This window comes from Pseudomonas sp. B21-054 (assembly GCF_026016345.1).
Taxonomy (GTDB): Bacteria; Pseudomonadota; Gammaproteobacteria; order Pseudomonadales; family Pseudomonadaceae; genus Aquipseudomonas.
Genome location: NZ_CP087204.1, coordinates 1,027,517 through 1,053,471, shown reverse-complemented (window position 1 = coordinate 1,053,471; position 25,955 = coordinate 1,027,517). Strand labels below are relative to the sequence as shown.

The 25,955-nt window shown below is 56.3% G+C and carries 21 protein-coding genes and 1 pseudogene; 4 read left to right on the top strand and 18 right to left on the bottom strand.

What is annotated here, in order from left to right; all coding sequences use genetic code 11:
* Window positions 1-134: 134 nt before the first annotated feature.
* The 5 genes from LOY70_RS04435 to kdgD all read right to left on the bottom strand — a co-directional run bounded on the left by LOY70_RS04435 (window position 135) and on the right by kdgD (window position 6,835).
* Window positions 135-1,076 carry an AEC family transporter gene (locus LOY70_RS04435; protein ID WP_265033720.1) on the bottom strand — a complete coding sequence of 314 codons (942 nt, stop codon included), beginning with the start codon at window positions 1,074-1,076 and terminating at the stop codon, window positions 135-137.
* 255 nt (window positions 1,077-1,331) lie between these two features.
* Window positions 1,332-2,885 carry a galactarate dehydratase gene (garD, locus tag LOY70_RS04430; RefSeq protein WP_025211833.1) on the bottom strand — a complete coding sequence of 518 codons (1,554 nt, stop codon included), beginning with the start codon at window positions 2,883-2,885 and terminating at the stop codon, window positions 1,332-1,334.
* Between the two features lie 13 nt (window positions 2,886-2,898).
* Entirely contained in the window at window positions 2,899-4,263 is a 1,365-nt protein-coding gene (locus LOY70_RS04425) for an MFS transporter (protein WP_265033717.1), read from the bottom strand.
* An 85-nt stretch (window positions 4,264-4,348) separates the two neighbouring features.
* Window positions 4,349-5,794 carry an aldehyde dehydrogenase family protein gene (locus LOY70_RS04420; RefSeq protein ID WP_265033715.1) on the bottom strand — a complete coding sequence of 482 codons (1,446 nt, stop codon included), beginning with the start codon at window positions 5,792-5,794 and terminating at the stop codon, window positions 4,349-4,351.
* A 129-nt stretch (window positions 5,795-5,923) separates the two neighbouring features.
* Window positions 5,924-6,835, bottom strand: a complete 912-nt coding sequence (gene kdgD, locus LOY70_RS04415; protein WP_025211830.1) for a 5-dehydro-4-deoxyglucarate dehydratase — start codon at window positions 6,833-6,835, stop codon at window positions 5,924-5,926.
* A 484-nt stretch (window positions 6,836-7,319) separates the two neighbouring features.
* Here kdgD and LOY70_RS04410 point away from each other — a divergent pair, with 484 nt between their 5' ends.
* Window positions 7,320-7,670, top strand: a complete 351-nt coding sequence (locus LOY70_RS04410; RefSeq protein WP_265033712.1) for a hypothetical protein — start codon at window positions 7,320-7,322, stop codon at window positions 7,668-7,670.
* 93 nt (window positions 7,671-7,763) lie between these two features.
* On the opposite strand, the gene LOY70_RS04405 is transcribed toward LOY70_RS04410, so the two are convergent.
* The 5 genes from LOY70_RS04405 to LOY70_RS04385 all read right to left on the bottom strand — a co-directional run bounded on the left by LOY70_RS04405 (window position 7,764) and on the right by LOY70_RS04385 (window position 12,893).
* Window positions 7,764-8,138 carry a hypothetical protein gene (locus tag LOY70_RS04405; RefSeq protein WP_265033710.1) on the bottom strand — a complete coding sequence of 125 codons (375 nt, stop codon included), beginning with the start codon at window positions 8,136-8,138 and terminating at the stop codon, window positions 7,764-7,766.
* Window positions 8,139-8,258: 120 nt separating this feature from the next.
* Entirely contained in the window at window positions 8,259-9,005 is a 747-nt protein-coding gene (locus tag LOY70_RS04400; RefSeq protein ID WP_265033709.1) for a FadR/GntR family transcriptional regulator, read from the bottom strand.
* Between the two features lie 246 nt (window positions 9,006-9,251).
* Entirely contained in the window at window positions 9,252-10,979 is a 1,728-nt protein-coding gene (locus LOY70_RS04395) for an ABC transporter ATP-binding protein/permease (protein WP_265033707.1), read from the bottom strand.
* Window positions 10,980-11,077: 98 nt separating this feature from the next.
* On the bottom strand, window positions 11,078-11,638 hold the full coding sequence (locus tag LOY70_RS04390; RefSeq protein ID WP_025211826.1) for a response regulator transcription factor: 561 nt from the start codon (window positions 11,636-11,638) through the stop codon (window positions 11,078-11,080).
* The gene (locus tag LOY70_RS04385) at window positions 11,631-12,893 is read right to left on the bottom strand and encodes an ATP-binding protein (protein ID WP_123342788.1); all 1,263 of its coding nucleotides are present in this window, start codon (window positions 12,891-12,893) and stop codon (window positions 11,631-11,633) included. Before LOY70_RS04385 ends, LOY70_RS04390 begins: the two co-directional genes overlap by 8 nt.
* 227 nt (window positions 12,894-13,120) lie before the next feature.
* Here LOY70_RS04385 and LOY70_RS04380 point away from each other — a divergent pair, with 227 nt between their 5' ends.
* Window positions 13,121-13,837: an SIMPL domain-containing protein gene (locus LOY70_RS04380; RefSeq protein ID WP_265033701.1), complete on the top strand. Its 717-nt coding sequence runs from the start codon at window positions 13,121-13,123 to the stop codon at window positions 13,835-13,837.
* A 129-nt stretch (window positions 13,838-13,966) separates the two neighbouring features.
* Here the strand turns inward: LOY70_RS04380 and LOY70_RS04375 are convergent, their stop codons facing one another.
* Both LOY70_RS04375 and LOY70_RS04370 read right to left on the bottom strand, forming a co-directional pair.
* Complete coding sequence (locus tag LOY70_RS04375; RefSeq protein WP_123415384.1) at window positions 13,967-14,212, bottom strand: hypothetical protein; 246 nt, start codon at window positions 14,210-14,212, stop codon at window positions 13,967-13,969.
* A gap of 312 nt (window positions 14,213-14,524) precedes the next feature.
* The gene (locus tag LOY70_RS04370; RefSeq protein WP_025211823.1) at window positions 14,525-14,917 is read right to left on the bottom strand and encodes a DUF6124 family protein; all 393 of its coding nucleotides are present in this window, start codon (window positions 14,915-14,917) and stop codon (window positions 14,525-14,527) included.
* 461 nt (window positions 14,918-15,378) lie between these two features.
* Here LOY70_RS04370 and LOY70_RS04365 point away from each other — a divergent pair, with 461 nt between their 5' ends.
* Window positions 15,379-17,505, top strand: a complete 2,127-nt coding sequence (locus LOY70_RS04365) for an acyltransferase family protein (protein WP_265033697.1) — start codon at window positions 15,379-15,381, stop codon at window positions 17,503-17,505.
* Window positions 17,506-18,008: 503 nt separating this feature from the next.
* Here LOY70_RS04365 and LOY70_RS04360 read toward each other — a convergent pair.
* The 5 genes and pseudogenes from LOY70_RS04360 to LOY70_RS04340 form a co-directional block, all read right to left on the bottom strand.
* Entirely contained in the window at window positions 18,009-18,425 is a 417-nt protein-coding gene (locus LOY70_RS04360) for a transposase (RefSeq protein WP_265033696.1), read from the bottom strand.
* 497 nt (window positions 18,426-18,922) lie between these two features.
* A complete protein-coding gene (locus LOY70_RS04355; RefSeq protein ID WP_265033694.1) occupies window positions 18,923-19,246 on the bottom strand; it encodes a hypothetical protein in 324 nt (107 codons plus the stop codon).
* Window positions 19,243-20,346 carry a hypothetical protein gene (locus LOY70_RS04350; protein WP_265033692.1) on the bottom strand — a complete coding sequence of 368 codons (1,104 nt, stop codon included), beginning with the start codon at window positions 20,344-20,346 and terminating at the stop codon, window positions 19,243-19,245. Before LOY70_RS04350 ends, LOY70_RS04355 begins: the two co-directional genes overlap by 4 nt.
* Window positions 20,347-20,912: 566 nt before the next feature.
* Complete coding sequence (locus LOY70_RS04345) at window positions 20,913-21,356, bottom strand: hypothetical protein (protein ID WP_265033690.1); 444 nt, start codon at window positions 21,354-21,356, stop codon at window positions 20,913-20,915.
* Window positions 21,356-24,698 (bottom strand): annotated as a pseudogene (locus tag LOY70_RS04340) (hemagglutinin repeat-containing protein); the annotation flags it as partial. The gene LOY70_RS04345 and the pseudogene LOY70_RS04340, both read right to left, overlap by 1 nt.
* 460 nt (window positions 24,699-25,158) lie before the next feature.
* On the opposite strand from LOY70_RS04340, the gene LOY70_RS04330 reads away from it, so the two are divergent.
* Window positions 25,159-25,431 carry a hypothetical protein gene (locus LOY70_RS04330; protein ID WP_265033685.1) on the top strand — a complete coding sequence of 91 codons (273 nt, stop codon included), beginning with the start codon at window positions 25,159-25,161 and terminating at the stop codon, window positions 25,429-25,431.
* A gap of 285 nt (window positions 25,432-25,716) precedes the next feature.
* Here the strand turns inward: LOY70_RS04330 and LOY70_RS04325 are convergent, their stop codons facing one another.
* Complete coding sequence (locus LOY70_RS04325) at window positions 25,717-25,914, bottom strand: hypothetical protein (RefSeq protein WP_265033683.1); 198 nt, start codon at window positions 25,912-25,914, stop codon at window positions 25,717-25,719.
* Window positions 25,915-25,955 lie beyond the last annotated feature (41 nt).

Here is a 25,955-nt window from a genome sequence, read left to right as displayed (position 1 = left end):
GCCTGTAGTGACAGGTCAGGCCTCTTCGCGAGCAAGCCCGCTCCCACATTAACCGAGTTCTTCCAAGGGAATACGGTCAAATGTGGGAGCGGGCTTGCTCGCGAATGGATCGAGAGAGCAGCACAAATCCAAGCCTAGATCCACCCACCCCACTGCAACACAAAAATCCCCAGGTTGGTGGTAATCGCCGCCATCAACGTGGTGATGACGATGATCGCCGCGGCCAGTTCATGGTTGCCATCGGCCGCCCGGGCCATGACGTAACTGGCGGCGGCGGTGGGGCTGCCGAAATACAAGAACAGGATGCCCAACTCCGCACCGCGAAAGCCCCAGAGCCAGGCACCGAGGGTGGCCACCAGCGGCAGGCCGACCATTTTCACCAGGCTCGAACTCAGGGCCATCTTGCCGCTCTTGCGCAGCGCTGCCAGCGACAGCGTGCCGCCGATGCAGATCAGCGCCAGGGGCAAGGTCATTTGCGACAGGTATTTGGCCGAGGTCTCGAACCAGTTCGGCAGGCCGATCTGCCAATAGGCGAACGGCGCGGCGACAAACACGCTGATGATCAGCGGGTTGCTGACCACGCTTTTGCAGATACTCCACGGATCGGACTTGATCACCGGGCTATAGACCGCCAGGACGATGGTCGACAAGGTGTTGTAGAACAGGATCACCAACGCTGCGAGGATCGCCCCTAGGGAAATCCCGTAGTCGCCGTACATACTCGCCGCCAGCGCCAGGCCGATCACACCGTTGTTGCCGCGAAACGCACCTTGGGTATAGATGCCGCGGTCCTCCCGCGGACAACGCCAGATCGACCAGCCCCAGGCCATGGAAAAACTCACCAGGGTGGCGATGGAGAAGTAGATCAGCAGGTCTGGCTGCAACGCCGCATGCAGGTCGGCATGGAGGATGCCGAGGAACAGCAGCGCCGGCATGGTGACGTTGAACACCAGGGACGAGGCGATGTGGATGAAGTTGTCGTTGATCCAATAGATACGCTTGAGCAACACCCCCAGAAACAGCATGGCAAACACCGGCGCGGTGATGTTCAGGGTTTCGAGGAAAATTGCCAGCATGCCGGGGACCTTGAGAAGGGTGTCGTTAGGTGGCTAATGATAAGCCACTCGCGACATTGGCGTCTGGTGAAGTGCTATCGCGAGCAGGCTCGCGTCCCTATTTTTTTGGTGAACACAGAACCTGCATTCATCACAAATCCCCTGTGGGAGCGAGCTTGCTCGCGATAGCGGTGTTTCAGCTTGCACAGGTATCGAATGTGCCGCCGCCATCGCGAGCAAGCTCGCTCCCACATTGGTTCTTCAGTGGTCAACAGATCAGGTAATCGGCGCCGGATTGAACAACGTGATGTCGTTGTACAGTTTGTGCCGCTCGGCCCAGGTCTGCTTCTTGCCGCTGGCCACGTCCAGGTAGTAGTGGAACAGCTCCCAACCCAACTCTTCGATGGTCGCCCGTCCGGTGGCGATGCGGCCGGCGTCGATGTCGATCAGGTCCGGCCAGCGCTGGGCCAGTTCGGTGCGGGTCGAGACTTTCACCACCGGGGCCATGGCCAAGCCGTAAGGCGTGCCACGGCCAGTGGTGAAGACGTGGAGGTTCATCCCCGCCGCCAATTGCAAGGTGCCGCAAACAAAATCACTGGCCGGTGTGGCGCAGAAGATCAGGCCCTTTTGCTTGAACCGCTCGCCCGGGCCGAGCACGCCATTGATCGCGCTGCTGCCAGACTTGACGATCGAGCCCAGGGATTTTTCGACGATGTTCGACAAGCCGCCCTTCTTGTTGCCCGGCGTGGTGTTGGCACTGCGATCGGCTTCGCCCTTGGCCAGGTAACGGTCGTACCAGTCCATTTCGCGCACCAGTTCCTGGGCGACTTCCTGGGTTTGCGCCCGGGAGGTCAGCAGGTAAATCGCATCGCGCACTTCGGTGACTTCGGAAAACATCACCGTCGCTCCCGCCCGCAGCAGCAAGTCCGAGGCGTAGCCCAGCGCCGGGTTGGCGGTGATGCCGGAGAACGCATCACTGCCGCCGCACTGCATGCCCAGGATCAGCTCCGACGCCGGCACGGTTTCGCGGCGGCGCTGGTCGAGTTTCTTCAGGCGGGTCTCGGCCAATTCCATGATCTGCTCGATCATTTCGGTGAAGCCGTGACTGGAATCCTGCAAGCGATACAGCCACGGCTCGCTGAGGTCCACCGAGCTGTCGTTTTCGTGCATCACCTGCCCGGCCTGCAATTTCTCGCAACCCAGGCTGATCACCAGCGCTTCGCCACCCAGGTTCGGGTTGCGCGCCAGGTTACGCACGGTACGGATCGGGATGTACGCATCGGTGGCGGTGATCGCCACGCCACAGCCGTAGCTGTGGGTCAGCGCCACCACGTCATCGACGTTCGGATACTTGGGCAGCAGCTCATCCTTGATGCGCTTGACCGCGTGGTCCAGCACCCCGGTCACGCACTGCACCGTGGTGGTGATGCCGAGGATATTACGCGTGCCGACGGTGCCGTCGGCGTTGCGATAGCCTTCGAAGGTGTAGCCCTCCAGCGGCGCATCGGCCACCGGAACATCGGTAGACAGCGGCAAGCTGTCCAGCGGCGGCGCGGTGGGCATGCGCAGCTGGTCTTCCTTGACCCAGCTGCCACGGGGAATCGGTTGCAACGCGTAGCCAATGACCTGGCCATAGCGAATCACCTCGCCGCCCTCGGGAATATCTTCCAGGGTGACCTTGTGGCTCTGGGGTACAAAGTCCACGGTAACCAGGCCGTCCGGGAACTCGGTCCCGGCCGGTACGCCCTGGTCATTGACGACGATCACCACATTGTCCCGCTCGTGCAGGCGGATGTAACGCGGCGAATCGGCATGTTCAATCAGTTGCATTGACGCCGCTCCTTCAGGATTTCGCTTCAGACAGGCTGGAGATGCCGGCATCCTTGGCCGTCGGTTCCTTGAGTACCACACGCTTGATCGGTCCAACGATGACCAGGTAGCTGAACACCGCCACCAACGCGTTGCAACCGACGAACACCAGTGCCCACTTGAACGAACCGGTGGCGCTGATGATGTAGCCGATGACGATCGGGGTCGTGATCGACGCCAGGTTACCAAAGGTGTTGAACAAGCCACCGCTCAAACCGGCGATCTGTTTTGGCGAGGTGTCGGAGACCACGGCCCAGCCCAGCGCCCCGACGCCTTTACCGAAGAAGGCCAGGGCCATGAAGCCCACCACCATCCATTCGATGTCCACGTAGTTGCAGGCCACGATGCTGCTGGACACCAGCAGGCCGGCGATGATCGGCGCTTTGCGCGCGAAGGTCAGCGAGTGGCCCTTGCGCAGCAGGTAGTCGGAAATCACCCCGCCCAGCACACCGCCGATAAAACCGCAGATCGCTGGCAAGGACGCGATGAAACCGGCCTTGAGGATGGTCATGCCGCGTTCCTGCACCAGGTACACCGGGAACCAGGTCAGGAAGAAGTACGTGATGCCGTTGATGCAGTACTGGCCCAGGTATACGCCCAGCATCATGCGATTGGTCAGCAGTTGACGGATGTAGTCCCACTTCGGACCGTCGGCTTTCTTTTCCTTGCCCTTGTCCTGGTCCATGTCGACCATCGCGCCGTTGGCGGCGATATGATTGAACTCGGCCTCGTTGATCATCGGGTGCTGACGCGGGCTGTAGATCACTTTCAGCCAGATCAGCGAGAACACGATGCCGATCACGCCCATCACGATGAACACGTGCTGCCAGCCGAAACGGTAGACGATCCAGCCCATCAGCGGTGCGAACAACACGGTGGCGAAATACTGCGCCGAGTTGAAGATCGCCGAGGCGGTGCCGCGTTCCGCGGTGGGGAACCAGGCGGCGACGATCCGTGCGTTGCCCGGGAAGGACGGCGCTTCGGCCAGCCCTACCAAAAAGCGCAGCATGAACAGTGCAACCACGGCCGTGGAGACGCCGAACTCACCGACATAGCCTTGCAGCACGGTGAACAGCGACCAGGTGAAAATGCTCAAGGCATAGATTTTCTTCGACCCGAAACGGTCGAGCAGCCAGCCGCCAGGAATCTGCCCGGCCACGTAGGCCCAGCCGAAAGCGGAGAAGATATAACCGAGGGTAACGGCATCGATGCCGAGGTCTTTTTGCAGGCTGGAGCCTGCGATAGCGATGGTGGCACGGTCGGCATAGTTGATCGTCGTCACCAAGAACAGCATGAGCAGGATCAAATAGCGGACGTGTGTCGGCTTGGTCGCTTGCATGTAGAGGTACTCCCACTATTTATTTTTATGCGGGTCAGCAGATTGTGACGCCAGGGCCGGAAGGCCGGCCCTGGCGGTGTCGCACTTACGATCCGATGTAAGAAGTTTTAACCACGGTGTAGAACTCTTGCGCGTAGCGACCTTGCTCACGCGAACCATAGGACGAACCTTTGCGCCCGCCGAACGGCACGTGGTAATCCACGCCGGCGGTGGGCAGGTTGACCATCACCATGCCCGCCTGGGAATGGCGCTTGAAGTGGTTGGCATACTTCAACGATGTAGTGGCGATACCAGCGGACAAACCGAACTCGGTGTCGTTGGCCATCGCCAGCGCCGCCTCGTAATCGGCCACGCGCACGACGTTGGCCACCGGGCCGAAGATCTCTTCGCGGCTGATGCGCATCGACGCTTCGCTGTCGGCGAACAGGGTCGGCGCGAGGAAGTAACCTTCGGTATCGCACGTCACCAAGCCACCACCGCTCACCAGCCGCGCACCTTCGCTCTGGCCAATATCGATGTACTTCAAGTCCTGGCTGAGCTGGGCTTCGGAAACCACCGGGCCGATATCAGTGCCGGACTTCAAGGCATGACCGACCTTGATCGACTGCATGCGCTCAGCCATGGCCTCGACAAACTTGTCGTGAATGCCAGCGGTGACGATCAGTCGGCTCGAGGCCGTGCAACGCTGGCCGGTGGAGTAGAACGCACTCTGCACGGCCAGTTCGACGGCCTGCTTGAGGTCGGCATCGTCGAGGATGATCTGCGGGTTCTTGCCGCCCATCTCCAGTTGCACCTTGGCCTGGCGCGACACGCAGTTAACGGCGATCTGACGCCCCACGCCCACGGAACCGGTGAAGCTGATGCCGTCGACTTTCGGGCTGTTGACCAGGACTTCACCGACCACGCGGCCGCTGCCCATCACCAGGTTGAACGCACCGGCCGGGAAACCGGCGCGGGAAATGATTTCGGCCAGGGCCCAGGCGCAGCCCGGCACCAGCTCGGCGGGTTTGATCACCACGCAGTTGCCGTAGGCCAGGGCCGGGGCGATCTTCCAGGCGGGGATGGCGATCGGGAAGTTCCACGGGGTGATCAGGCCGACCACACCCAGGGCTTCGCGGGTCACTTCGACGTTGACGCCCGGACGCACCGACGGCACGTAATCGCCGGACAGGCGCAGGCACTCACCGGCGAAGAACTTGAAAATGTTACCGGCGCGGGTCACTTCGCCGATGGCTTCGGGCAGGGTCTTGCCCTCTTCCCGGGCCAGCAACTGGCCGAGCTCTTCACGGCGGGCGAGGATCTCGCTGCCGACTTTGTCCAGCGCATCGTGACGGGCCTGAATGCCTGAGGTCGACCAGGCCGGGAACGCGGCGCGGGCGGCTTCGATGGCGGCATTGACTTGCGCTGCGTCAGCCTTGGCGTATTCACCGATGACATCGGACAGGTCAGACGGGTTGATGTTGGTGCAATAGTCGGCACCGGCCACCCACTGACCGTTGATGTAGTTATCGAAACGCTTTGCATCTGCCACGGAGCTACTCCTTCTACAAAAACTGTCTAGGAACGCCGAGCGTCCCTGGCTGCATTCCCACGCAGAGCATGGGAACGATCAAGCCTTACGCAAAAAGCCGCTGATTACTCAGCGGCCTTCTCGGGTCTGTTATTGCTTGCCTTGCTTGTCGATCAGCGCGGCCAGGGCTTCGTATTCTTCTGGCAGCAGATCGGTCAGCGGCGTGCGCACAGGACCTGCGTCATAGCCAACGATCTTCGCGCCGGCCTTGACGATGCTCACGGCGTAACCGGCCTTGCGGTTGCGGATGTCCAGGTAAGGCAGGAAGAAGTCGTCGATGATCTTGCCGACGGTTTCGTGATCGTCGCGGGCAATGGCGTGGTAGAAATCCATCGCGGTTTTCGGAATGAAGTTGAACACCGCCGAGGAGTAGACCGGCACGCCCAGGGCCTTGTAGGCCGCGGCGTAGACTTCAGCGGTCGGCAAGCCGCCCAGGTAGCTGAAACGATCGCCGAGGCGACGACGGATCGACACCATCAGTTCGATATCGCCCAGGCCATCTTTGTAGCCGATCAGGTTCGGGCAACGCTCAGCCAGTTGCTCCAGCTGAGTGGCATTCAGGCGGCAGACGTTGCGGTTGTACACCACCACGCCGATCTTCACCGATTTGCACACGGCTTCAACGTGGGCGGCAACGCCGTCCTGGCTGGCTTCGGTCAGGTAGTGCGGCAGCAGCAGCAGGCCCTTGGCGCCCAGGCGCTCGGCTTCTTGAGCATATTCGATGGCCTGGCGGGTGGCGCCGCCAACACCGGCGAGGATTGGCACGCTGGTGGCACAGGTATCGACAGCGGTCTTGATGACTTGCGAATACTCACTGGCGGCCAGGGAGAAGAATTCACCGGTGCCGCCCGCTGCGAACAATGCAGAGGCGCCATACGGGGCCAGCCACTCGAGGCGTTTGATGTAGCTGGCGCGATTGAAATCGCCTTGGGCAGTGAAATCGGTGACCGGGAACGACAGCAGGCCAGACGAGAGGATGGACTTCAGTTCTTGTGGATTCATTATTCGAACACCCTGGGACGCAAAATTGTGTATGAGAGAGTTAAGCTTCGGCCAGAAGTTGTAGGTCATCGTACAACTTAAAATACACACGTCAACTGCATTTCGTCTTTTGTGTGGCACACCTCTGCCCGGAATTCGGCAAGGACCTTGTAGACAGCGCTTTTGAGCCGGGTCGGCCGGCAGGTGTGAGGATGCAGATTTCTGGAGTCGGCCGACGGGAAGACCGCTGGTCGTCACTGTCAACTCTGTCAGTAGGCGTCGTTTGGGATTGGGGGGATAACGCAGCTGTGGCTGTTCAGTGCCGAAAGGACGTGGTGATGAGCGTATTCAGTGATGTGCTGAAACCACCCATCGGTGAAGCTGCGCTACCAGTGTTCCAACGAGAGCTATGGCCCGGAGAACTCCAAGCCAATCACGTTGAAAATCGTACCGTAAGGCCATCGTATGGGCCGCGAGCCAATCCATTTTGGCAAAGGAAACCGTCATGAAAACTTCAATTCAACTGGCTAAACCTTACTTCTCACATGCCACAGAGGGTGTGGTTGACGTGCCCAAACTACCCGACCCTGCAAAGGCAGAGGTTCGACAATACCAACCCCAGTATCCAGGCGATATGGTTGAATTCCACGTGACAACCAGTACCGGTAATACTTGGACCGATACAGTGACTGTAACTGCTGACAAACCTTTCCCGCTGGGCTTCGCAATTCCAAAATCGACGTTCGAGAAAGGGCTGACGGCTGGAGCGACAGCGCAAATGTATTACACCATCTTCAGCGAAGGCGGGAACCCCAGTCCACCTTCTGAAGTTCTGGAACTTTCGTTAGTGTCGTAGATTCTCTCCGCTTAGCCTTACGCCAGCCCCGTCCGCGGGGCTGGGTAATTACGGCGCTATCGTTTGCGCAGGTTCCAGCCTCGGAGCCATGCATCAGGACTTGACTCTATCCTTGACTCGGAGCAGCAATTCAATTGAAGGATACGGGCGTCCGTCGATCTTAGCCTCATAACTGGCGGTCAACGTTCCATCTTCGGTCGTGAAGTGGAACTGACTGGTTTTGTAATGCACCTCTTCCTTACTGGCGTTTTGTGTGGTCAAACGCATCAAACGCGACATCGGCGGGGTGAAACGATCGGGTTTAATGGAGACCGTGAAATCAACCTGCTGACCGCTTGCCTTCTGCGGGTAATTGAACGCGAGCGTCAGATACTCCCCGATGGCATCGAGATCGATAATACCGCCAGAAGCCTGGTCTGTTTCCGGGCGCGGGAGCATTTGAACTTGTTTATCGTTGGAGTTGGCCATTGCGTTGTCCTCTTACCCCATCAATGGGGAGGTGCGTTCATTCGCACCGCCAGTTAAGGGCAAATGGGGACAACGATTGAACTGTCAGGACTGACAGTGGCGACGGCCGGTATCGTCTAACTAGCCTTGGGCCTGGGCCTCTTCATGGGCCTGGCGCAGCCGCTCACGGCTGTTGGTCAAGTGCAGGCGCATGGCGGCACGGGCCGCATCGGAGTCCTGGCGGGCGATGGCCTCGTAGATTTCCTCATGCTCGCGGCTCAAGCGATTGAGGTAGTGCTGCTGATCGTCATGAGCCAGGCGCGCCGAGTTCACCCGGGTGCGCGGGATGATGCTGGTACCCAGGTGAGTCATGATGTCGGTGAAATAGCGGTTACCGGTGGACAGGGCGATTTCCAGGTGGAAGGCGAAGTCCGAGGCCACCGCGTCGGTGGCATGGGCCGCGCTCTCGTTCAATGCGTCGAGGGCCGCACGCATCGCCGCCAGCTGCTCGTCACTGCGGCGCTGCGCCGCGAGCCCGGCGGATTCCACTTCCAGGCTGATGCGCAACTCCAGGATCGCCAGCACGTCACGCAACGTGACCACCGTGGCCGGATCGATGCGAAAACCGCTCGGGCTGGGCGGATCCAGCACGAAAGTGCCGATGCCATGGCGGGTTTCCACCTGGCCGGCCGCCTGCAAGCGGGAGATCGCCTCACGCACCACGGTGCGGCTGACGCCATGGGCTTCCATGATCGCCGACTCGGTGGGCAATTTATCGCCGCGCTTGAGCAGACCGTCGCGAATCTGCTCGGTCAGCACCGTCACCAGCTCCTGCGCCAGGCTACGGCGCTTGCGGGGAAGGCGGGGTATGTCGATCGGGTTTTCCATGTGTCAGTGTCTCGGCAAGCGGCTGAATGGCATCATCATAGCGCAACGTGGTTGTACGATCACCGCCCAACCGGGCAGCCCTCGCTGAGGACTGCCGTTGTGGCGAGGGGATTTATCCCCGTTGGGCTGCGTAGCAGCCCCTTGATAGGTCAACAGGCCGCATGGGTAGGGGCCTGTGATTTGATGGGGCGCTTCGCGCCCAGCGGGGATAAATCCCCTCGCCACAGTAATGCTCGGCGATGATCGTCAAGCGGTCACGGTGCGCTCCACCAGTTGGCCGTTTTCGATACGTACATGTCGCGGGTGGAAACGTTTCAAACTGCTTCGGTGGCCAACGCTGACGATGCTCAGGCCCGGCAACTGATCGATCAGCGCCTGATACAGCGTTGCCTCGTCTTCTTCATCCATCGCCGACGTGGCTTCATCCATGTACAACCATTGCGGTGCATAAAGCAACGCGCGGGCAAAGGCCAGGCGTTGTTGCTCGCCGGGCGAGAGCATGCGCTGCCAGTGGTTGCTTTCATCCAGCCGCGGGATCAGGTGCGGCAGGCGGCAGGTTTCCAGTACCTGTGTATAACGTTCATTGGGGTAGACATCGCCGGGCTGTGGATAACTCAGCACTTCGCGCAGGCTGCCAATCGGCAGATAAGGTTTCTGCGGCAGGAACAGATAGCGCGCGGCCGGCAGCCGGATCGCGCCGTGCCCCGCGGGCCACAAATGCCCCATCGCGCGAAACAGGGTGGATTTGCCACTGCCGGAACGACCACTGAGCATGACCCGCTCGCCGGATGCAACAGTCATGTCGGCGTTGCTGAGCAAATGCCGACCATCAGCCAGGTCCAGCCCCAGGTTGTGCACCTCCAAGGCATTGCCCTGGTTTTGCACATCAATGGCCGGCACGCGGTCTTCGTTGTCACTCATGGCCTGGCGGAAACTCAGCAGACGATCACAGGTGGCGCGCCACGCGGCGAGGTCGGAGTAGGCGCTGATGAACCAGCTGAAGTTCTCCTGCACGTTGCCGAACGCCGAGTTGATCTGCATGAGCTCGCCCAGTTGGATCTTGCCGGCAAAGTAGCGCGGCGCGGCGACGATGAACGGGAAGATGATCGCGATCTGGCCATAACCGGAGGTGAAGAACGTCAGGCGCTTGGACACCCGCATGATGTCCCAGAAGTTATGCCAGACCAGGCCGAAGCGCCCGCTCAGGCGGCGGTTCTCGTTCGGTTCGCCGTTGTACAGCGCAATACTCTCGGCATTTTCACGCACCCGGACCATGGAGAAACGCAGGTCGGCTTCGAAGCGTTGCTGGTTGTTGTTCAGCCCGATCAGACGTCGACCGATCAGGTGCGTCAGCCAACTGCCCACCGCCGCATACACCAGGGCGCACCAGAACATATAGCCTGGAATGGTGTAGCCGAACACTTCGATGCTGCCGGACACACCCCACAAGATGATCGAGAACGACACCAGGCTGACCACGGTGCGCAACAATCCCAGCCCCAGGCCCAAGGTATTGGTGGTGAAACTGTTGAGGTCTTCGGAAATCCGCTGGTCCGGGTTATCGGTGTAGCCGCCCTGCTCCAGCCGGTAATAATTCTTGTCACTGAGCCAGCGGGTAAAGTGCTGCTCCGTCAGCCAGGCCCGCCAGCGGATGGTAAGCATCTGGGTGAGGTACAAACGATACACCGCGCCCAGGATCGCCACCGCCGCGATGCCGCAGAAATACAGGATCAACTGCCAGAACGCCGCGCTGTCCTTCTCTTGCAGGGCGTTGTAGAAATCCTTGTACCAACTGTTGATCCACACCGAAATCGCCACGCTGAACAGCGACAGCGCGATGACAGCGATCAACAGCGTCCAGGCCTTGCCCTTCTCCTCACTGCGCCAGTACGGCGTGGTCATTTGCCAGACACGGCGGAAAAACTGCCCGCGCACCGCGTCATTGACCGCGGAATATTCAGCGTTCTGATTCATGGTTAAGGCTCGATAAAGAAAAGAACAGACTCGGGCCGATCATATAGAGCAACGACCCGATGTGTCGCGGGGGTGGACAACATCTGTTCAGCGCAGGTTCAGCGACGCACGGGGCGCTTCTGCAATTTGCGCTGCAGAGTCCGCCGGTGCATGCCCAAGGCGCGGGCGGTGGCGGAAATATTGCCTTCGTGTTCGGTCAGCACCCGCTGGATGTGTTCCCATTGCAGGCGGTCCACCGACATGGGGTTTTCCGGCACCAGGGTGTCGAGGTCGGCGTGCTCGGACAACAGCGCCGCCAGTACGTCATCGGCATCCGCCGGTTTGCACAGGTAATTGCAGGCGCCGCGCTTGATGGCCTCGACCGCCGTGGCGATGCTCGAATAACCGGTGAGGATCACCACGCGCATTTCCGGGTCCAGCTCCAGCAGCTTGGGCAGCAGCACCAGGCCGGAATCGCCGTCCATTTTCAGGTCCAGGGCGGCGTAGTCCGGCAGGTCGGCCTGGGCGATGGCCAGGCCTTCCTCGGCGGAACCGGCGGTGCTGACGCGAAAACCGCGACGGGACATGGCCCGGGCCATGACGCGGGTAAACGTGGCGTCGTCATCTACCAGCAACAGGTGCGGCAGTTCTTCGCCGTCGACTTGGATCTCGTCACTCATGTTCGTCTCCTCGGTCGGCATGGGGCAGGCGCAGCTCGGTGAGCGTGCCGCCTTCCTCATGGGGGTAGAGTTTCACCGAGCCGCCGGCGCGTGTCACGCTGGCTTTGCTCAAAAACAGGCCCAGGCCGAAACCTTTGCCCTTGGTGGTATAGAACGGCTTGCCGATCTGCTCGGCAATCGCCAGCGGTACACCGGCGCCGTGGTCGCGAATACTGATGGTCAGCTCATAGGCATTCCAATCCAACGCCACTTCCAGCCCTTCGGGGCAAGCGTCGGCGGCGTTGTTCAGCAGGTTCAGCAGCGCCTGGGTCAGGTCCGGCGGCGGTGCCATGCGCGGCACCACACCCTTGCCCAGGCACTGGAAGCGATAACTGGCTTCCGGGCGCATCAGGTGCCAGCGGTTCAGGGCATCGTCGAGCCAGAAGGTGACCGCCTGCATGTCGATGTCCAGCCGGCGGTTAGCCTCGGCCGCACGCACCAGGTACTGCAGGGTCTCCTTGCAGAGCTTGACCTGATCCTGCAACACGCTGAGATCGTCCTGCAGCGCCGGGTCGTGATGATCCTGGCGCATCTCCTTGAGCAGCACACTCATGGTCGCCAAGGGCGTGCCCAATTCATGGGCGGCACCAGCGGCCTGGGTGGCCACGGCCAGCAGTTGCTCGTCCCGCAAGCCCTCTTCACGGCGAATGGCCCGCAGTTCTTCCTGGCGGCGCAACTCCTCGGCCATGCGCGCGGCAAAAAACGTGATGACCGCCGCCGCCAGGGCGAAACTCAGCCACATGCCGTAGATCTGCAGGTTTTCCCGGGCGATGGGAAAGGTTTCCAACGGATAGAACCGCGCCAGCAACAGCGTGTACAGGGCCAGGGCGATGCCGGAAAGAATCAGCGAAAACCGCCACGGCAACGTCACCGCGGCGATGGTCAGCGGCACCAGGTAATAGGACACGAAGGGATTGGTGGAACCGCCGGAGAAATACAGCAGCGCGCTGTGGATAAACAGATCGCAGGCCAGCTGCACGGCGTATTCCAGTTCAGTCACCGGCCACGAGGTGCGCAGGCGGATGGCCGTCAACGCGCAGAGCACGCTGGAACAGACCAGCGTGATCGCCAGTTGCAGCCAGGGCAGCGGCAGCAGGTCGAACCAATAAGCAAGCCCCACGGAGCCGGCCTGGGCCGCCAGGACCAGAATACGGATAAACGTCAGGCGCCAGAGGTTCTGGCGGGAAGCGGAAGTCATTTGCAAAGGGGCGAGCATGAGCTCTCCTGATGAGCGCTCCAGGCGGATCGCACGGAGTATAACCAAGACGTGGGTTGCAGCGGCAGCTATGCGGCAAAGCGCCACAGCCTCGAAATGACACACGGCCCACTGTGGCAGGTATCTGTATAGAAGTTGTAACTGTGCGAACCGGGCCATAAACGCTAGAGTCTTATCCTTCACGCAGGCCCGGACCTCACCCCTGCGCCTCATTCCAAGGAGCTTTCATGCACACGTTCAGTCGCCCCGCCGCCCTGCTCGCCTTCAGCCTCGGCACCGTCGCCAGCCTGCCGGCCCTGGCCGCCGACGAGCTTCACTACAACCAGATTTCCCTGCGCGCCGAAGTCAGCCGGGAAGTGGCCCGCGACCTGATGATCGTCACCCTCTACACCGAAGAGCAAAACACCGACCCGGCCAAACTCGCCGCCGCCGTCAGCACCACGGTGAACAAAGCCATCGGCCAGGCCAAGCAGGTCAAGGACATCACCCTGCGCCAGGGCAGCCGCAACAGCTACCCGATCTACGACAACAAAGGCGGGAAAATCACCGGCTGGCGCGAGCGCGCCGAACTGCGCCTGGAAAGCGCCGACTTCGCCGCCCTGTCCAAACTCACCGGCGAGTTGCTCACCGATATGAAAATGGCCGGCATGGACTTCGCCATCTCCACCGCCACCCGCCAGGGCAGCGAAGACGCCCTGCTCAAAGACGCGGTCAACGCCTTCAAGGCCCGCGCCCAGCTGGCCACCGAGGCCTTGGGCGGCAAGGGTTACAAAATCGTCAACCTGAACCTCAACACCAACGGTTATCCACAACCCTTCATGCGCCCGCAAATGATGATGAAAGGCGCGTCCATGGATGCTGAATCCGTGACGCCGGAAGTGGAAGCGGGTACCAGCCAGGTGACCATGACGGCGGATGGGGTGGTTGAGGTGTTGTTGCAGTAACCCGCCTGATCGTTCCCACGCTCCGGCGTGGGAATGCCTCCACGGACGCTCCGCGTTCGGCTTTGGAAAGGGACGCAGAGCGTCCCCGGCTGCATTCCCACGCGGAGCGTGGGAACGATCAAACGGTCTTTACTTCAGCAAAGGCACAGCCGCCTGCGCGAGTTGAGTGAGCAACTCAATATCTCGCCCATCGCGTGCGCCATCCTCATTTAAATCGGTTTTTATACCCACCTTGTCGTAGCGTCCATCCTTCGAGGAGGAGGCGACAAAGGTGAGCAAGTAACTTTTGTCGTCACGAAAAAACTCCAGCCGAACCTCCGGGCTTTCGTCTTTATCGAAGTCTTTAAGAGATATACGGATTTCTTCGGCGGCCATCGCTACACCTCTTCCATGGATTGGCTCAACACGGCATCGCTGCTTAACAGCGTGCCCGTAGCCACCTTATAACCATGCCTCCAAAAATCTACTGTCAGAAGTATCAGGGTGTATGTCCGCACAGTAGAACCTACGGAGAATCAAGCACTCTTTGTGGCGAGGGGATTTATCCCCGCTGGGTTGCGAAGCAGCCCCGACCCTGGCATCGCGGTTTGTCAGGTTGATTGAGTCGCTGCTTTTGGGCCGCTGCGCAGCCCAGCGGGGCGGTGCGACGTTTCGCTAAATCCCCTCGCCATAGGACGGTGCCCGACCTTAAGTGGGCGGGCAGGCCGAACTGGCCGGCGCCTCGATCTGATCCAACGCCTTGTCCACCAATAACTGGCACAACTCCACCAACTGATGAATCCCCAACGCCACACTGCGGCGCGTGCCCTCCACTTCGAAAGCCAGGTCCTCGGCCATGGCTTTTATCGACGCTAGGGTTTCCGAGGTACTGGTAAGCAGCGTATCGGTGTCGGCTTTGGCGGTGACGGAGAACAGGCTGTCGATGCGTGGATCGGTGCTTGGCTCCGGTTTTTTTGGATTCAGGTAATGATCGAGGGCGCGCTCGGCGGCGGCGCGGTCTTTGAGTAGGTCTTCGATGGCGTCGAAATCCGCCAATGGATTTGTCCTGTTGAAATTCGGTTCAGTCTTTCCTTCGTTCATGCGAATGCTCCTGATGAAATTGGAGCCATCACTTGCCGTTATGGTCGTGAGGCTTACGACCTATTAATTTCGGGTTCCCACTCCCGGCCGCTGTTTCGCAGCGACAGGCAAAAGGTTAGAGAGCCCACTTCCGAGGGACAACCTTAAAAGCTTGTCGGATGTTTCGTTCTGGAGAGCGGATCCTTCCTACGCACCTGAATGATTTATGCAGCCGTCTGACCTACCGCAACCCCGCGGCGCTATGCAATCAGCCCCGCACTGCAGGCATTGATGCTAATGGCGCCAAGCGTGAAGTCGGTTCCCGAGGGGGTGATGGAGGATCCGCATCCAAGTGCTGATCGGTGTTTGGTTTGGCTTCCACACCGGAACCGTCTTAGCCCTATAAGCAGTATTTTTTGCTGAAATTTATCGATATCATAACAACCGTTGTTGATCGCCCGAAAACGCTCCAGGATAAATAAATGTTCAATCGAATCCCAGATTTCCATTTGAAGCGTTTGCGCGTGACATGGTTTAAATCATTCGACACTAACAATGTCTTTAGCAACAACTCAAAGCCCGATTCCTCTTTGCCTGCCGAAGGAAATCGTCAAACTTCCATCGCTTACCGTGCAGATATCGACGGACTGCGGGCGATTGCCGTTCTGCTTGTACTGCTTTTTCACGGTGGACTAGCTTTATTCCCTTCCGGCTTTATCGGGGTAGATATTTTCTTCGTTATCTCGGGGTATCTGACTACCTCTATCATAATGAACTCGCTTGCCAACGGAACGTTCAGCTTCGCAAATTTCTACACCCGTCGCATCTGGCGATTACAACCAGCAATCATTGCACTGATGATAGTGACGTTAGCAGTCACAACTCTACTGTACCTGCCGGAAGACTATGTCGATTTTCTCAAAAGCGAAAAGTACACATCATTAATTATATCTAATCAATATTTTTCAAAAGCTACAACCGGCTATGCCACTCCCGACGCCGCAACTATGCCACTGCTGCACACTTGGTCGTTGGCCATCGAATGGCAGTGGTATCTAGCCTTACCCTTGGGCCTCTGGCTGCTCAACCGCTATGTGGCGAAACGAGCTTTTAAGGCGGTCACCCTCGGCTTGACCATGGCAGCAATAGTTCTCGCGCTCACTTTATCGCAGGCGACCCCTGAAAAGAGTTACTATTTCTTTACCGCTCGAATTTTCGAATTAATGATTGGTTCATGTGCAGTCATTTTCAGTACAGACAAATTCAGGCTTGATCGATGGACCGCTTCCCTAGTCTGCGTGCTATCGCTTGTCACGATTTTCTATTGCGCGACCCGAGAAGACATCCTCTCCGGTTTTCCGAACTATTACACCGTGGCGGTATGTATCGCCACCGCAGTACTTATTTTCAAGGGAGTCGGCGATGTTAGCTTCACGTCAAAGTTGCTATCTTTCAAACCATTAGTTTTTATTGGCACGCTCTCATACTCCTTATACTTGTGGCACTGGCCTATCTTGGCGGTGATGAGCTACATAGGTATCGCACTTGACCCTACGTACAAGGTCGTATACTTCGTCTCCACCTTCGTGGTTGCTTATATATCTTTCCTGCTAATCGAAAATAAATTTCGAAAGACAAGGGTCAATTTTACCAAGACATTGGTATTGTTGATGATTCTTCCCGCCGTCAGTCTTACGCTGCTTCACTCATTCGCCAAGAATAACGAAGGATGGCCAAACCGTTTTGGCAATGCTTCAAGCCAACTGTTCAACAGTTTAAAAGCGGCAGTACCCGATAATCGGGAAGGGTGCCTAGGTGTTAACGGAGGTCCTGATCCACGTTGCATAATGGGTGCCGCTCAGTCGACCCCTAAGGTATTCCTTATGGGCGATTCCTATTCGAATCACTACTGGGGCTTTGTTGAAAGCCTAGCCAAAGACGCCAATCTCTCAGTGCTCGCACAAAGTTATCCAGCGTGCCTGGCATTACCAAAAATCTATCTTTATGACTGGTATAAATATAAGAAGGCGCTTTATAAAAAATGCCACGTCGCGGCTCAGCGGTACTATGAAATCATCGAAAAGGGTCAATTTGAATACGTAGTCATTGGACAAAACTGGGAGGCCTATCTCACCGATGCCATCGTCACGAAACTGGATGATCCTCGAAGCCTAGGGCTGTCGCTGCAACGTCTAGACGTGGCGATCCGCGAAGCCTTGGATATCATCGTAAAATCAGGTGCTACTCCAGTTTTTCTGAAAAGCTCTTTGCCAATGCCGCCCGGCATTAATGAATGCTTGATGAAACGGATTAAACTGAGAGGCTACATGGACAGCGCTGAGCGAAGCGCCCAGTGCGCTTCCGCCCCATGGTCTGGAGTCGAAGACCCTGTACTCGTAAAACTATTCAATGATCTGAAAACCGAATATCCGGGCTTGATCATTGTTGATCCAAAGGATGTGCAGTGCGACGGCGGTGCCTGCCTCACTTCCATTGATGGGGTGCCGGTGTACCGTGATATTGGTCACATGACCGATTATGCCTCCTACAAGTTCGGCGCAATGTACCTCGGGCGTTTCGGCAATCCGCTAAAATCCCTTAGTAAATGATTTGTCAGTAGGAGGGTACTCTCGGAGGAAAACGGGGACAGGAAAACGTGGTCTGTCCCTGAAGACTCTCTGTTTCAGTCAGTAAAAACACATCACAGAAAACGTGGTCTGCCCCTGGTTCTGCTCCTCGGTTCTGCTCTGCAGAAAACGTGGTCTGTCCCCGGTTCTGCTAGAAAATTCGGGAATCCCTCAGAGGAAAAACGGGGACAGACCACGTTTTCTAACTAAGGCAATGAGTGCTTTCCCGGACGCCCGGGGCGTCCTCGCTGAGCTCGCCGTCCGATCACAGATTCAATTTCAGCAGCAAATCGCGGGCCACCAAGTACATAGTTACCGTTGGTGGCGGTCCGAATCTGGTCAACCATCCCTACCTCCAACTCGTTTCTAAAAAGCTCCCTGTAAGCTTCTGCAGTCGATGTATTTGGTCCTCCAAGCGAGAGGTACTGAGCATGCGGGGTAATAAAATACGAAAATTCTGATTGTGCATTAGCACGATAACTCGATCAGCGATATTCCGCCGGATGCGTTACCATCTTTGCCCGAACAGGATTCATCTCTATGTAACGATAGCAGGCCAAAACATAGCCATCACTTTGAACAAGGCATGAGCGGAAGCGCCCCTCCCAGAGGGTCCCACTGCGTCCATATGTGCGATTCACATACTGCACATATCTCCGCCCTATTCCCTTCATAAGCGAACCCGCACTACTTTGCTCTTGAGGGCTAACCAATAAGTGGACATGGTTACTCATCAAGCACCACGCGTGAATCTCACATCCATTTTTGCTGGCTTGCTCAGCAAGTAGTTCCATATAAAAAAGATAATCATCATCCGTAAAAAAACACGCCGATCGATTATTCCCTCGTTGAATTAGATGCAAAGGTACGCCGGGTATCAAGACACGTGCTCTGCGTGGCATATATGGAGAGTCCTTTCATATAAGTCGAGCCAAAAGCTTAGTCAACTCAAGAAAAGACATCACCTCTTTCTATTTCCTACTGTTTCAGTCAGTAAAAACACATCACAGAAAACGTGGTCTGCCCCTGGTTCTGCTCCTCGGTTCTGCTCTGCAGAAAACGTGGTCTGTCCCCGGTTCTGCTTTCCATCTGGCAACACTCGCAGACTCACAGTGCTATTGGTCTTGGAGCTGTAGACGTGAATGAGATCATAACTTCCTCGAACACCGGAGCTAGGAATCAAATTACTGACGGCCGTTACATTTTCTAATGTTTCTTTAACTGTCAACTTAGCCTGCTCGACACCGGTGCGGCTCATCTCGTAAGGCAACCTACCTTCACCAATCTTGGTACCCAATTTCTTATTTAGGTTTGCTGCTTGAGAGCCAAGAAACTTATCAACTCCCCCAAGATCAGGGAGTTTTTGAATTCCTTTTGCACCGACTAGCCTCAGGCTTTTTTAAAGAATTTCATGCCTAAGCAATTCAAAGTCAGCACTTTGCCTCATCGATTTTTCTATATCAGAAGAGCGCTCTGTAGTATTTACATAAAGCAAAATCTTATGATCCGGATATTTTTGCTCTGCTGGATCGCCGTCAAACGGATCAACATTCAACTTTAAAATAAAATGCTCGGAATCTCTTCTGCCCCACATATAGTAAACACCGCCTTGATAAGAACTATCTCTTTCTTCGAAAATTTTCCCTAGTGCTCTTTCGACATCATCTTTCGCCGACAGGAGACTTAATTTTTTCGCACCATATAGATCATACGACATAGTCATTTCGGCAACACCATACTTGGAGCACGACTTGCGGCTGTTGCCGCAGAGTCATAAATCATGAAATTAACTTCACGTCCTGCTTGACCGCTCAGCTTACTCGACAAATCTTTTAGGCCAAGGGCTTGCAAGTCTCTCGCACTCAACGGCCCCGTACGAGTTCCACCACTCCGCAAACCTATCCCTAAGGATTGAGCACGCTGCAAAAGTTCTGGACTGGCCAGCGCTATATCAAAATCACTCACCCTGCCAATGTCAAATTCTTGCCCTGTTTTAAAGCTCTTACCTGTTACGGCACTTCCCTGAAGAATTGGCTCAACATTCCCATAGCCAGCGCGTGCCAAACCATCCCGAGTATCTGTGCCAAAACGTACAAAATCATCTGTGTTTGAAAAACCTTTTGGAATTACAGGCGCTTTTGCACCAGCAATGCTTTTCTCCGCCTCAACCAACCCACTAAGATTACCCCCGGCCTTCAGCGTCAGTCCATTGCCGGTCTCTAAATAGAGTTTGCCATCCGCCGCCAGAACCTCCGTATTACCAGTTTTAGTGTTGATGACTCGACGATAGCCGTCGGGCAAGCCGCCCGTCGTATTGAAAGCAGCCCCTACTGAACTACCTTCACGATAGCCTGCCGGCAGAGTAGCTTGTTCGCCATTCTTGCCTGTAGACGCTCCATGACGTACAGCCTTGGCTTCTTGGAATTTATCCAAAGCCGCCTGTACTCTGGGCGAAACTCCTCCTTCGCCAGCGCCAGCACCACGCGAACCGCCGGAGCCTGGTATAACCAACGCAGCCAAGCTCGTTGCGTTTTCCCACTGGTCAGTGACCTTCGCCAGATTCGTCAGGTCGTTCAACGCACGCTCAGTCAGGGTGTCCTTATATTGCGTGCAAGTCGCCGTCGTGCAGTTGAGATCCTTCAGAGCGGTCAGCCCACCCTGGATCGAAGTCAGCAAGGATTTGGCAAAAGCTCCACTGACGGCCTTCTCCGACCAATCGGTGATTTCTTTACTGATCTGTTCGTACTTCCCCCCTTCCCACGTGTTTTTCTGACAAGTCTCGTTGCTACCACAGGCATTCATATCCCCGACAAAGTCACTCATGTCGTGGTGGTTGAGGTTGTTGTATTGGGTCGTGAAATCCGGGGACAGACCATGATTAAAAGACTAGCCTGTTACCAGTCAACTCCTAATCGTGGTCTGTCCCCGTTATCCCTCTGACTCGACGCGCTGTAACAGTTCGGGAGCGGTGAGAAGATTGAAAAATGAATAGGCATCACAGTTCGAGGCGTGTCGGTGAAAACGTTGCTGTTGATGCTGAAGAATTTGCCGTCTACGATCCATTGGGGCTGTGTCCTTGGTTCACTGGTGTGTGTTCGCAACTATCACCGTAGACCAAGACCAGCCCCTCTTCATTTTTCGCTTTCAGTTCAAGCGCTTAGCCGCTAAGGAAGTGCCATTCAAATACGTCCCCTTTTTTAATTAGAAGGATCTTTAATAAATACCCTACCAACAGGAAAAGAGGACGAATATAATGACACTTACTTAACAACCAACCAGCTGACAGGGCGAGAGCTGGAAGTATGGACATTCGAAGAGGGGAAGTAAAAATGTCATTGAAGTCTAACCATTTTAGTTCTCGAAACCAAAAGAAACATAACAGCACGCATTCAAACACCCAAATCAGAATTTTTAATATTATTCACACACCCAAAAGAAACTATTGGTAGCGAGCAGAGAACACTCCGTATAATTGGCGGCAACTCAGAACAACTCCTAGCTTCTTTAGGCCTAACTACCAATCTATAAAAACCATCACCAGCATCATAGCTATACAATCCTTTTTTTGCCATATGAATAAACGACTGCAAGTATCGATTGCGCTGAGCATCATTGTTAAATAGAGGAAGATTTTCTTCAATCACTTCAAAATCAAATTTTTCATCTAACGAGGAAAAAAAGTCGTAAATCGCTTCATAATCAGCAATCGAACTTCTTACTGCCTGCGGAACAAAGCCCCGTCCTCCAGTCGCGAAATGAGCCAGATGGCCGCCTTCAAAAGATGCGAACCAATCTAAATCATTCACCTCTAAAAATTCATCATCCATTTCCATTATTCAGCCCCAAAAATATTTGTACAATTTTCGCAACGCGGAACCACTTCACCTGTTCGAGGACGAATAGCAGAAGTAAATTTAATATCACTTAACTTAAGGCCAGGATTATTCAGCAGCAGTTCATTAGCAGCCCTAAACTCAGCACAACGACCCAGTGTATTCCCACATGCAGTTTTGACCCCCAAACCACCTAGTTTTTCCGCGTAAGCCTGCAATTCAGGCGCAATCCTACTTGGAACAGCTCCGCTGGAGGTGGTAACTATTTTTCCTGTCACCGGATCCACGGCACCGATAACAGTTGGTGGCTTATATTTACCAAATGTTCCGATGAATTGCTCTAGCTGCTGGTTAGCATCCTCAAGGAGCTTAGCTACCCTTCCTGCCGTTGTACCAACATTATTTTTTTCTGCCTCAACCAGCCCACTAGGATTACCCCCGGCCTTCAGCGTCAGTCCATTGCCGGTCTCTAAATAGAGTTTGCCATCCGCCGCCAGAACCTCCGTATTACCAGTTTTAGTGTTGATGACTCGACGATAGCCGTCGGGCAAGCCGCCCGTCGTATTGAAAGCAGCCCCTACTGAACTACCTTCACGATAGCCTGCCGGCAGAGTAGCTTGTTCGCCATTCTTGCCTGTAGACGCTCCATGACGTACAGCCTTGGCTTCTTGGAATTTATCCAAAGCCGCCTGTACTCTGGGCGAAACTCCTCCTTCGCCAGCGCCAGCACCACGCGAACCGCCGGAGCCTGGTATAACCAACGCAGCCAAGCTCGTTGCGTTTTCCCACTGGTCAGTGACCTTCGCCAGATTCGTCAGGTCGTTCAACGCACGCTCAGTCAGGGTGTCCTTATATTGCGTGCAAGTCGCCGTCGTGCAGTTGAGATCCTTCAGAGCGGTCAGCCCACCCTGGATCGAAGTCAGCAAGGATTTGGCAAAAGCTCCACTGACGGCCTTCTCCGACCAATCGGTGATTTCTTTACTGATCTGTTCGTACTTCCCCCCTTCCCACGTGTTTTTCTGACAAGTCTCGTTGCTACCACAGGCATTCATATCCCCGACAAAGTCACTCATGTCGTGGTGGTTGAGGTTGTTGTATTGGGTCGCACTGCCAGCTACAAACGAGCCTGTCTGCAGGCTATTCGCGTTGCCGCCATCCACGGCAGCGGCAGCCACTATGCCGAGCAACTGAGAAGACATGAGCATCAGGTGGTCGCGATTCTCTGGGCTCATCTGGGCCGACATTCGCCGCAACTGGTTGGCAAACGTCTCGTTCACACCCGCGGCCATCGCACCCACAGCGAAATCGCTACCCGATGCTTCGGCGATCATGCCGCCTACCAACGCATGCAGAGCGATCTTCTCCGGGCTGCCAGTCTTCAGCGAGAGGTTGCCCACCTGGTCGAAAGAGTATGCCGACAAAGTGCTGTAGACCGTCGACTGGAGGATACCCGCCAACGTAACGTCCCTACCGAAAGCCTTGGCAATCGCAGCAGCGGATGCGTTGTTGATCAACTGCTGGCCTGCAAAATGACTAACGGCTTCGACCGATCCCAAGTCGATCACAGTCTTACCATTGACCTGTTTGGTCATGGTCATATCGCCCAGATAGTTCTCGGCTACACCGGCAGTGATGGCTGCGATCGCGGCGTTGGTAAGGCCATCTTTGCTCAGAACGGCTTTATAACCGGCGCCTATGTCTCCTTTGTTGTTGATGGTCGCAACCGTGCCGGTGGTTGCCAGGCTGGACGCACCTGCCAGTGCCCAGCCGCCAAGACCAGCACCCGCAGGGCCGAGCATGACGGTCATGAGAATCGCGATTATCATCTGCGCAGCCGGGCCCAGACCGGAGTTCGCGTACTTGAAGCTGGTGTGAATCTCCTGCACTTGCCGCCAGTCAACACCACCCTGTGCATCCAGCTCCTTGAGCCATGCCAGTTTTGGATCAGCCTGGACCATCGCATCGATGGACGCGCTGACCGTCTGCTTGTTCACCTGCCGCACGTCAGCGTGAATTTTGCCCACCGCGTTGATCACCAGGTCGCCCTGGGCAGTCAGTTCGCTCTGGCGAAGGGTCTCGTCAGTGCGACCTTTACCCTTCATGCTGAACCAAGCTGCGCTGGACTTGCTCTTCTCGTGACTCTCCTGATGCAGATCCTTCACGCCTTCAAAAGTGATGTCGCCACCACTGCTGACGGTCAGGTCGTTGCCGCTGTCGAGCTTAGCCGCCTGGTATCGCTGATCGCCTCCGCTCTCCAGAGTCAGGTCGCCGCCCGTGGTGATCGCGCTGCCGATATGACGCACGTCCGTCACTTCGTCACGCTTGGTCTTCTTTTTCCCCCAACTGCCCTTACTCTTTTTCTGGTAAAGCGAGTAGTCGCTGTCGGTCTCGGCGATCAGTTCGAGCTGGTCGCCGGCGTAGAGATAAGCCTCGTCACCGGCACTGACGCGACTGGAGATCAGGCGAAGATCCTCACCCGCGGTCATAGAGACGTCACCGCCAGCATTCAGGCTCGTGCCGACCTGGCGGACGTGATCTTCCTGGCGGGTGACCTTTTTACTCTTGGAGTAGAAGTGATCCTCGTTGGCTGCCGACGCCAGAGTCATGTCGTTGACCGCGTCAATGGCAATGTTGCGCTTGGCTTCGAGATTGCTACCGATGGCGGCAAAATCCCGCCCTGCCCCCATATCCAGGTCGCGACCGGCAGTGATCTGCGAGCCGGACTGCTTGATGGACTCACTGCGATTGCGAGTACCGTTTTGGTAGCTGTAGGTCTGTTTCGCAGATCCGATCAGCAGGTCACGCCCAGTGCGGATCTCCAGATCGCGACCGGCCTGCATCACGCCCCCTATATTGAGCATGTCGCGACCGACACCGAAGGTCAGGTCGTTGGTCGCTTCGATGCGCGCAGCATTGTCCAGCCTGCCTTCAATGACGTAACCCCCCCTTCTGCACCGTCTGGGTACGTTCGTTGATCACATCGCCCAACAGGCTATTCATCCTGACATCACGCCCATTGATGATGCCTCCGGCACCGTTGAACAGGGTGTTGCCTGCCAGCAAGTCGACGCGACTGCCTGCTTGGATCAAACCACTGTTGACCAGGTCTTGACCGGCACTGGCCGACAGATTGTTCTTGGCACGCAGGGTCCCACTGTTCTCCAGGTTCTGACCGGCGATCAGGTTCACATCCTGGCCTTCGATCAGCGCGCCAGTCGGGGCCAGACGGTCGTTGGCGTGGGCCAGGTAGAGCACCGGCACCAGCACTTTCTCGCCCATGACTTCGTGCTCTTCAAGCCAGACGATATCGTGGGTCAAGGCCGCCACTTGAGAGGCGGTCAACCGATTATTGGCGTTGGCCATGGACAGCACCGCCACCAGGCGTTGTTCGCCATTTACCCCTACGTTTCCACCTAGACATGTCGTGGGTCAGCGCGGCGACTTGTTCGGAGGTGAAGCTCACGCCCAGGACACGTTGAGCTCCTGCTGCTGGCCTCGCTACGAATCCTACGTAAACCTCAGAACCGTTGCCTCGCAGCATTGGAGGGATGAAGCTTATAGTCCGCCCGTCGCCCAACATGGCGATTCAGGTTTGGCGATCTGACAGTAGAGAATGCGCAAGCTGATGGCTTTTTCGTAGTCATTTGCGCACCCGCAAAAGTCGTTTTATGGCGGCTGTGCGCGGGAGACCTTCGGGTCTGCCGGTTCTCTATTGCCGGTTCGCCAACCTGCGTACAGCTGTCACCCATTCGTTTGGCGACGTTTGAGTGATGGCATTCACTTAAATAGAGGAAGCCAAAACATGAAACGATACATGCCCATTACTGGCATTGACTGCACACCCGCTACCTTGCTCATCGACACCGAAGCTCCCCTCGACGTCCTTTTTGAAACCGCCGATTACCGCATTCGCACCGTGACTCAAGTGTTGGAAAACATCGCGTTCCGTTCGGATATCAACTCCGATGCGGGGGTGCTTTCCGACTTTTGCAAAATGCTGACGATAGCGCTGCGTGATGGGTGTGATGTGATGGATGTGATTGGGAGGCGATTGCGGGCGCAGGCTGCTGAGTAATGAAAACGGGCGACCTACGAGTCGCCCGGTTCGAAATGGGAACGAGAGCGTCAAAACCCACGGGGCCCTCAGGTGCGGAAAGTCTCAACTTGACCAGACAGGATTGAGCCGCGCGCCATAAAGCGAAGACCCAAGCCTTACCCCATGCTGATGAAAACACGTCGATCAGCAAGGGCCGAGGTCAGGAAGAATGGACATCCAAAGAAGGTTAAGTAAGTGCCATTCAAATCAGTCCCCTTTTCCGCTTTTCCAATAATTAAGGCAAATCTCAGTCAACCCTATTGTTTACACCATGTAACCTACAGATCTCATCTGAGCAAGTACCGCCTCATCAAATTTCTGATCAGATATACCTCTAATAGATTTCGCACTCTTCCATTTCCATATCACAGGAAGAATCTTGCTATCCAAACGATCAAACTCTTCCAAAAAAATATCTGCCAAAACATATTTATCTAAATCGGGAATATTCTCAAGCATCATGTTCAACACGACGCTTGGCGACTTCCCATTCAGTATTTCCG

Excerpts from the sequence above, each read along its gene's own strand:
- LOY70_RS04435 (WP_265033720.1), bottom strand. The coding sequence starts at position 1,076 with ATGCTGGCAATTTTCCTCGAAACCCTGAACATCACCGCGCCGGTGTTT.
- garD (WP_025211833.1), bottom strand. The coding sequence starts at position 2,885 with ATGCAACTGATTGAACATGCCGATTCGCCGCGTTACATCCGCCTGCAC.
- LOY70_RS04425 (WP_265033717.1), bottom strand. The coding sequence starts at position 4,263 with ATGCAAGCGACCAAGCCGACACACGTCCGCTATTTGATCCTGCTCATG.
- kdgD (WP_025211830.1), bottom strand. The coding sequence starts at position 6,835 with ATGAATCCACAAGAACTGAAGTCCATCCTCTCGTCTGGCCTGCTGTCG.
- LOY70_RS04410 (WP_265033712.1), top strand. The coding sequence starts at position 7,320 with ATGAAAACTTCAATTCAACTGGCTAAACCTTACTTCTCACATGCCACA.
- LOY70_RS04405 (WP_265033710.1), bottom strand. The coding sequence starts at position 8,138 with ATGGCCAACTCCAACGATAAACAAGTTCAAATGCTCCCGCGCCCGGAA.
- LOY70_RS04400 (WP_265033709.1), bottom strand. The coding sequence starts at position 9,005 with ATGGAAAACCCGATCGACATACCCCGCCTTCCCCGCAAGCGCCGTAGC.
- LOY70_RS04395 (WP_265033707.1), bottom strand. The coding sequence starts at position 10,979 with ATGAATCAGAACGCTGAATATTCCGCGGTCAATGACGCGGTGCGCGGG.
- LOY70_RS04390 (WP_025211826.1), bottom strand. The coding sequence starts at position 11,638 with ATGAGTGACGAGATCCAAGTCGACGGCGAAGAACTGCCGCACCTGTTG.
- LOY70_RS04385 (WP_123342788.1), bottom strand. The coding sequence starts at position 12,893 with ATGCTCGCCCCTTTGCAAATGACTTCCGCTTCCCGCCAGAACCTCTGG.
- LOY70_RS04380 (WP_265033701.1), top strand. The coding sequence starts at position 13,121 with ATGCACACGTTCAGTCGCCCCGCCGCCCTGCTCGCCTTCAGCCTCGGC.
- LOY70_RS04375 (WP_123415384.1), bottom strand. The coding sequence starts at position 14,212 with ATGGCCGCCGAAGAAATCCGTATATCTCTTAAAGACTTCGATAAAGAC.
- LOY70_RS04370 (WP_025211823.1), bottom strand. The coding sequence starts at position 14,917 with ATGAACGAAGGAAAGACTGAACCGAATTTCAACAGGACAAATCCATTG.
- LOY70_RS04365 (WP_265033697.1), top strand. The coding sequence starts at position 15,379 with ATGTTCAATCGAATCCCAGATTTCCATTTGAAGCGTTTGCGCGTGACA.
- LOY70_RS04360 (WP_265033696.1), bottom strand. The coding sequence starts at position 18,425 with ATGCCACGCAGAGCACGTGTCTTGATACCCGGCGTACCTTTGCATCTA.
- LOY70_RS04355 (WP_265033694.1), bottom strand. The coding sequence starts at position 19,246 with ATGACTATGTCGTATGATCTATATGGTGCGAAAAAATTAAGTCTCCTG.
- LOY70_RS04350 (WP_265033692.1), bottom strand. The coding sequence starts at position 20,346 with ATGAGTGACTTTGTCGGGGATATGAATGCCTGTGGTAGCAACGAGACT.
- LOY70_RS04345 (WP_265033690.1), bottom strand. The coding sequence starts at position 21,356 with ATGGAAATGGATGATGAATTTTTAGAGGTGAATGATTTAGATTGGTTC.
- LOY70_RS04330 (WP_265033685.1), top strand. The coding sequence starts at position 25,159 with ATGAAACGATACATGCCCATTACTGGCATTGACTGCACACCCGCTACC.
- LOY70_RS04325 (WP_265033683.1), bottom strand. The coding sequence starts at position 25,914 with ATGATGCTTGAGAATATTCCCGATTTAGATAAATATGTTTTGGCAGAT.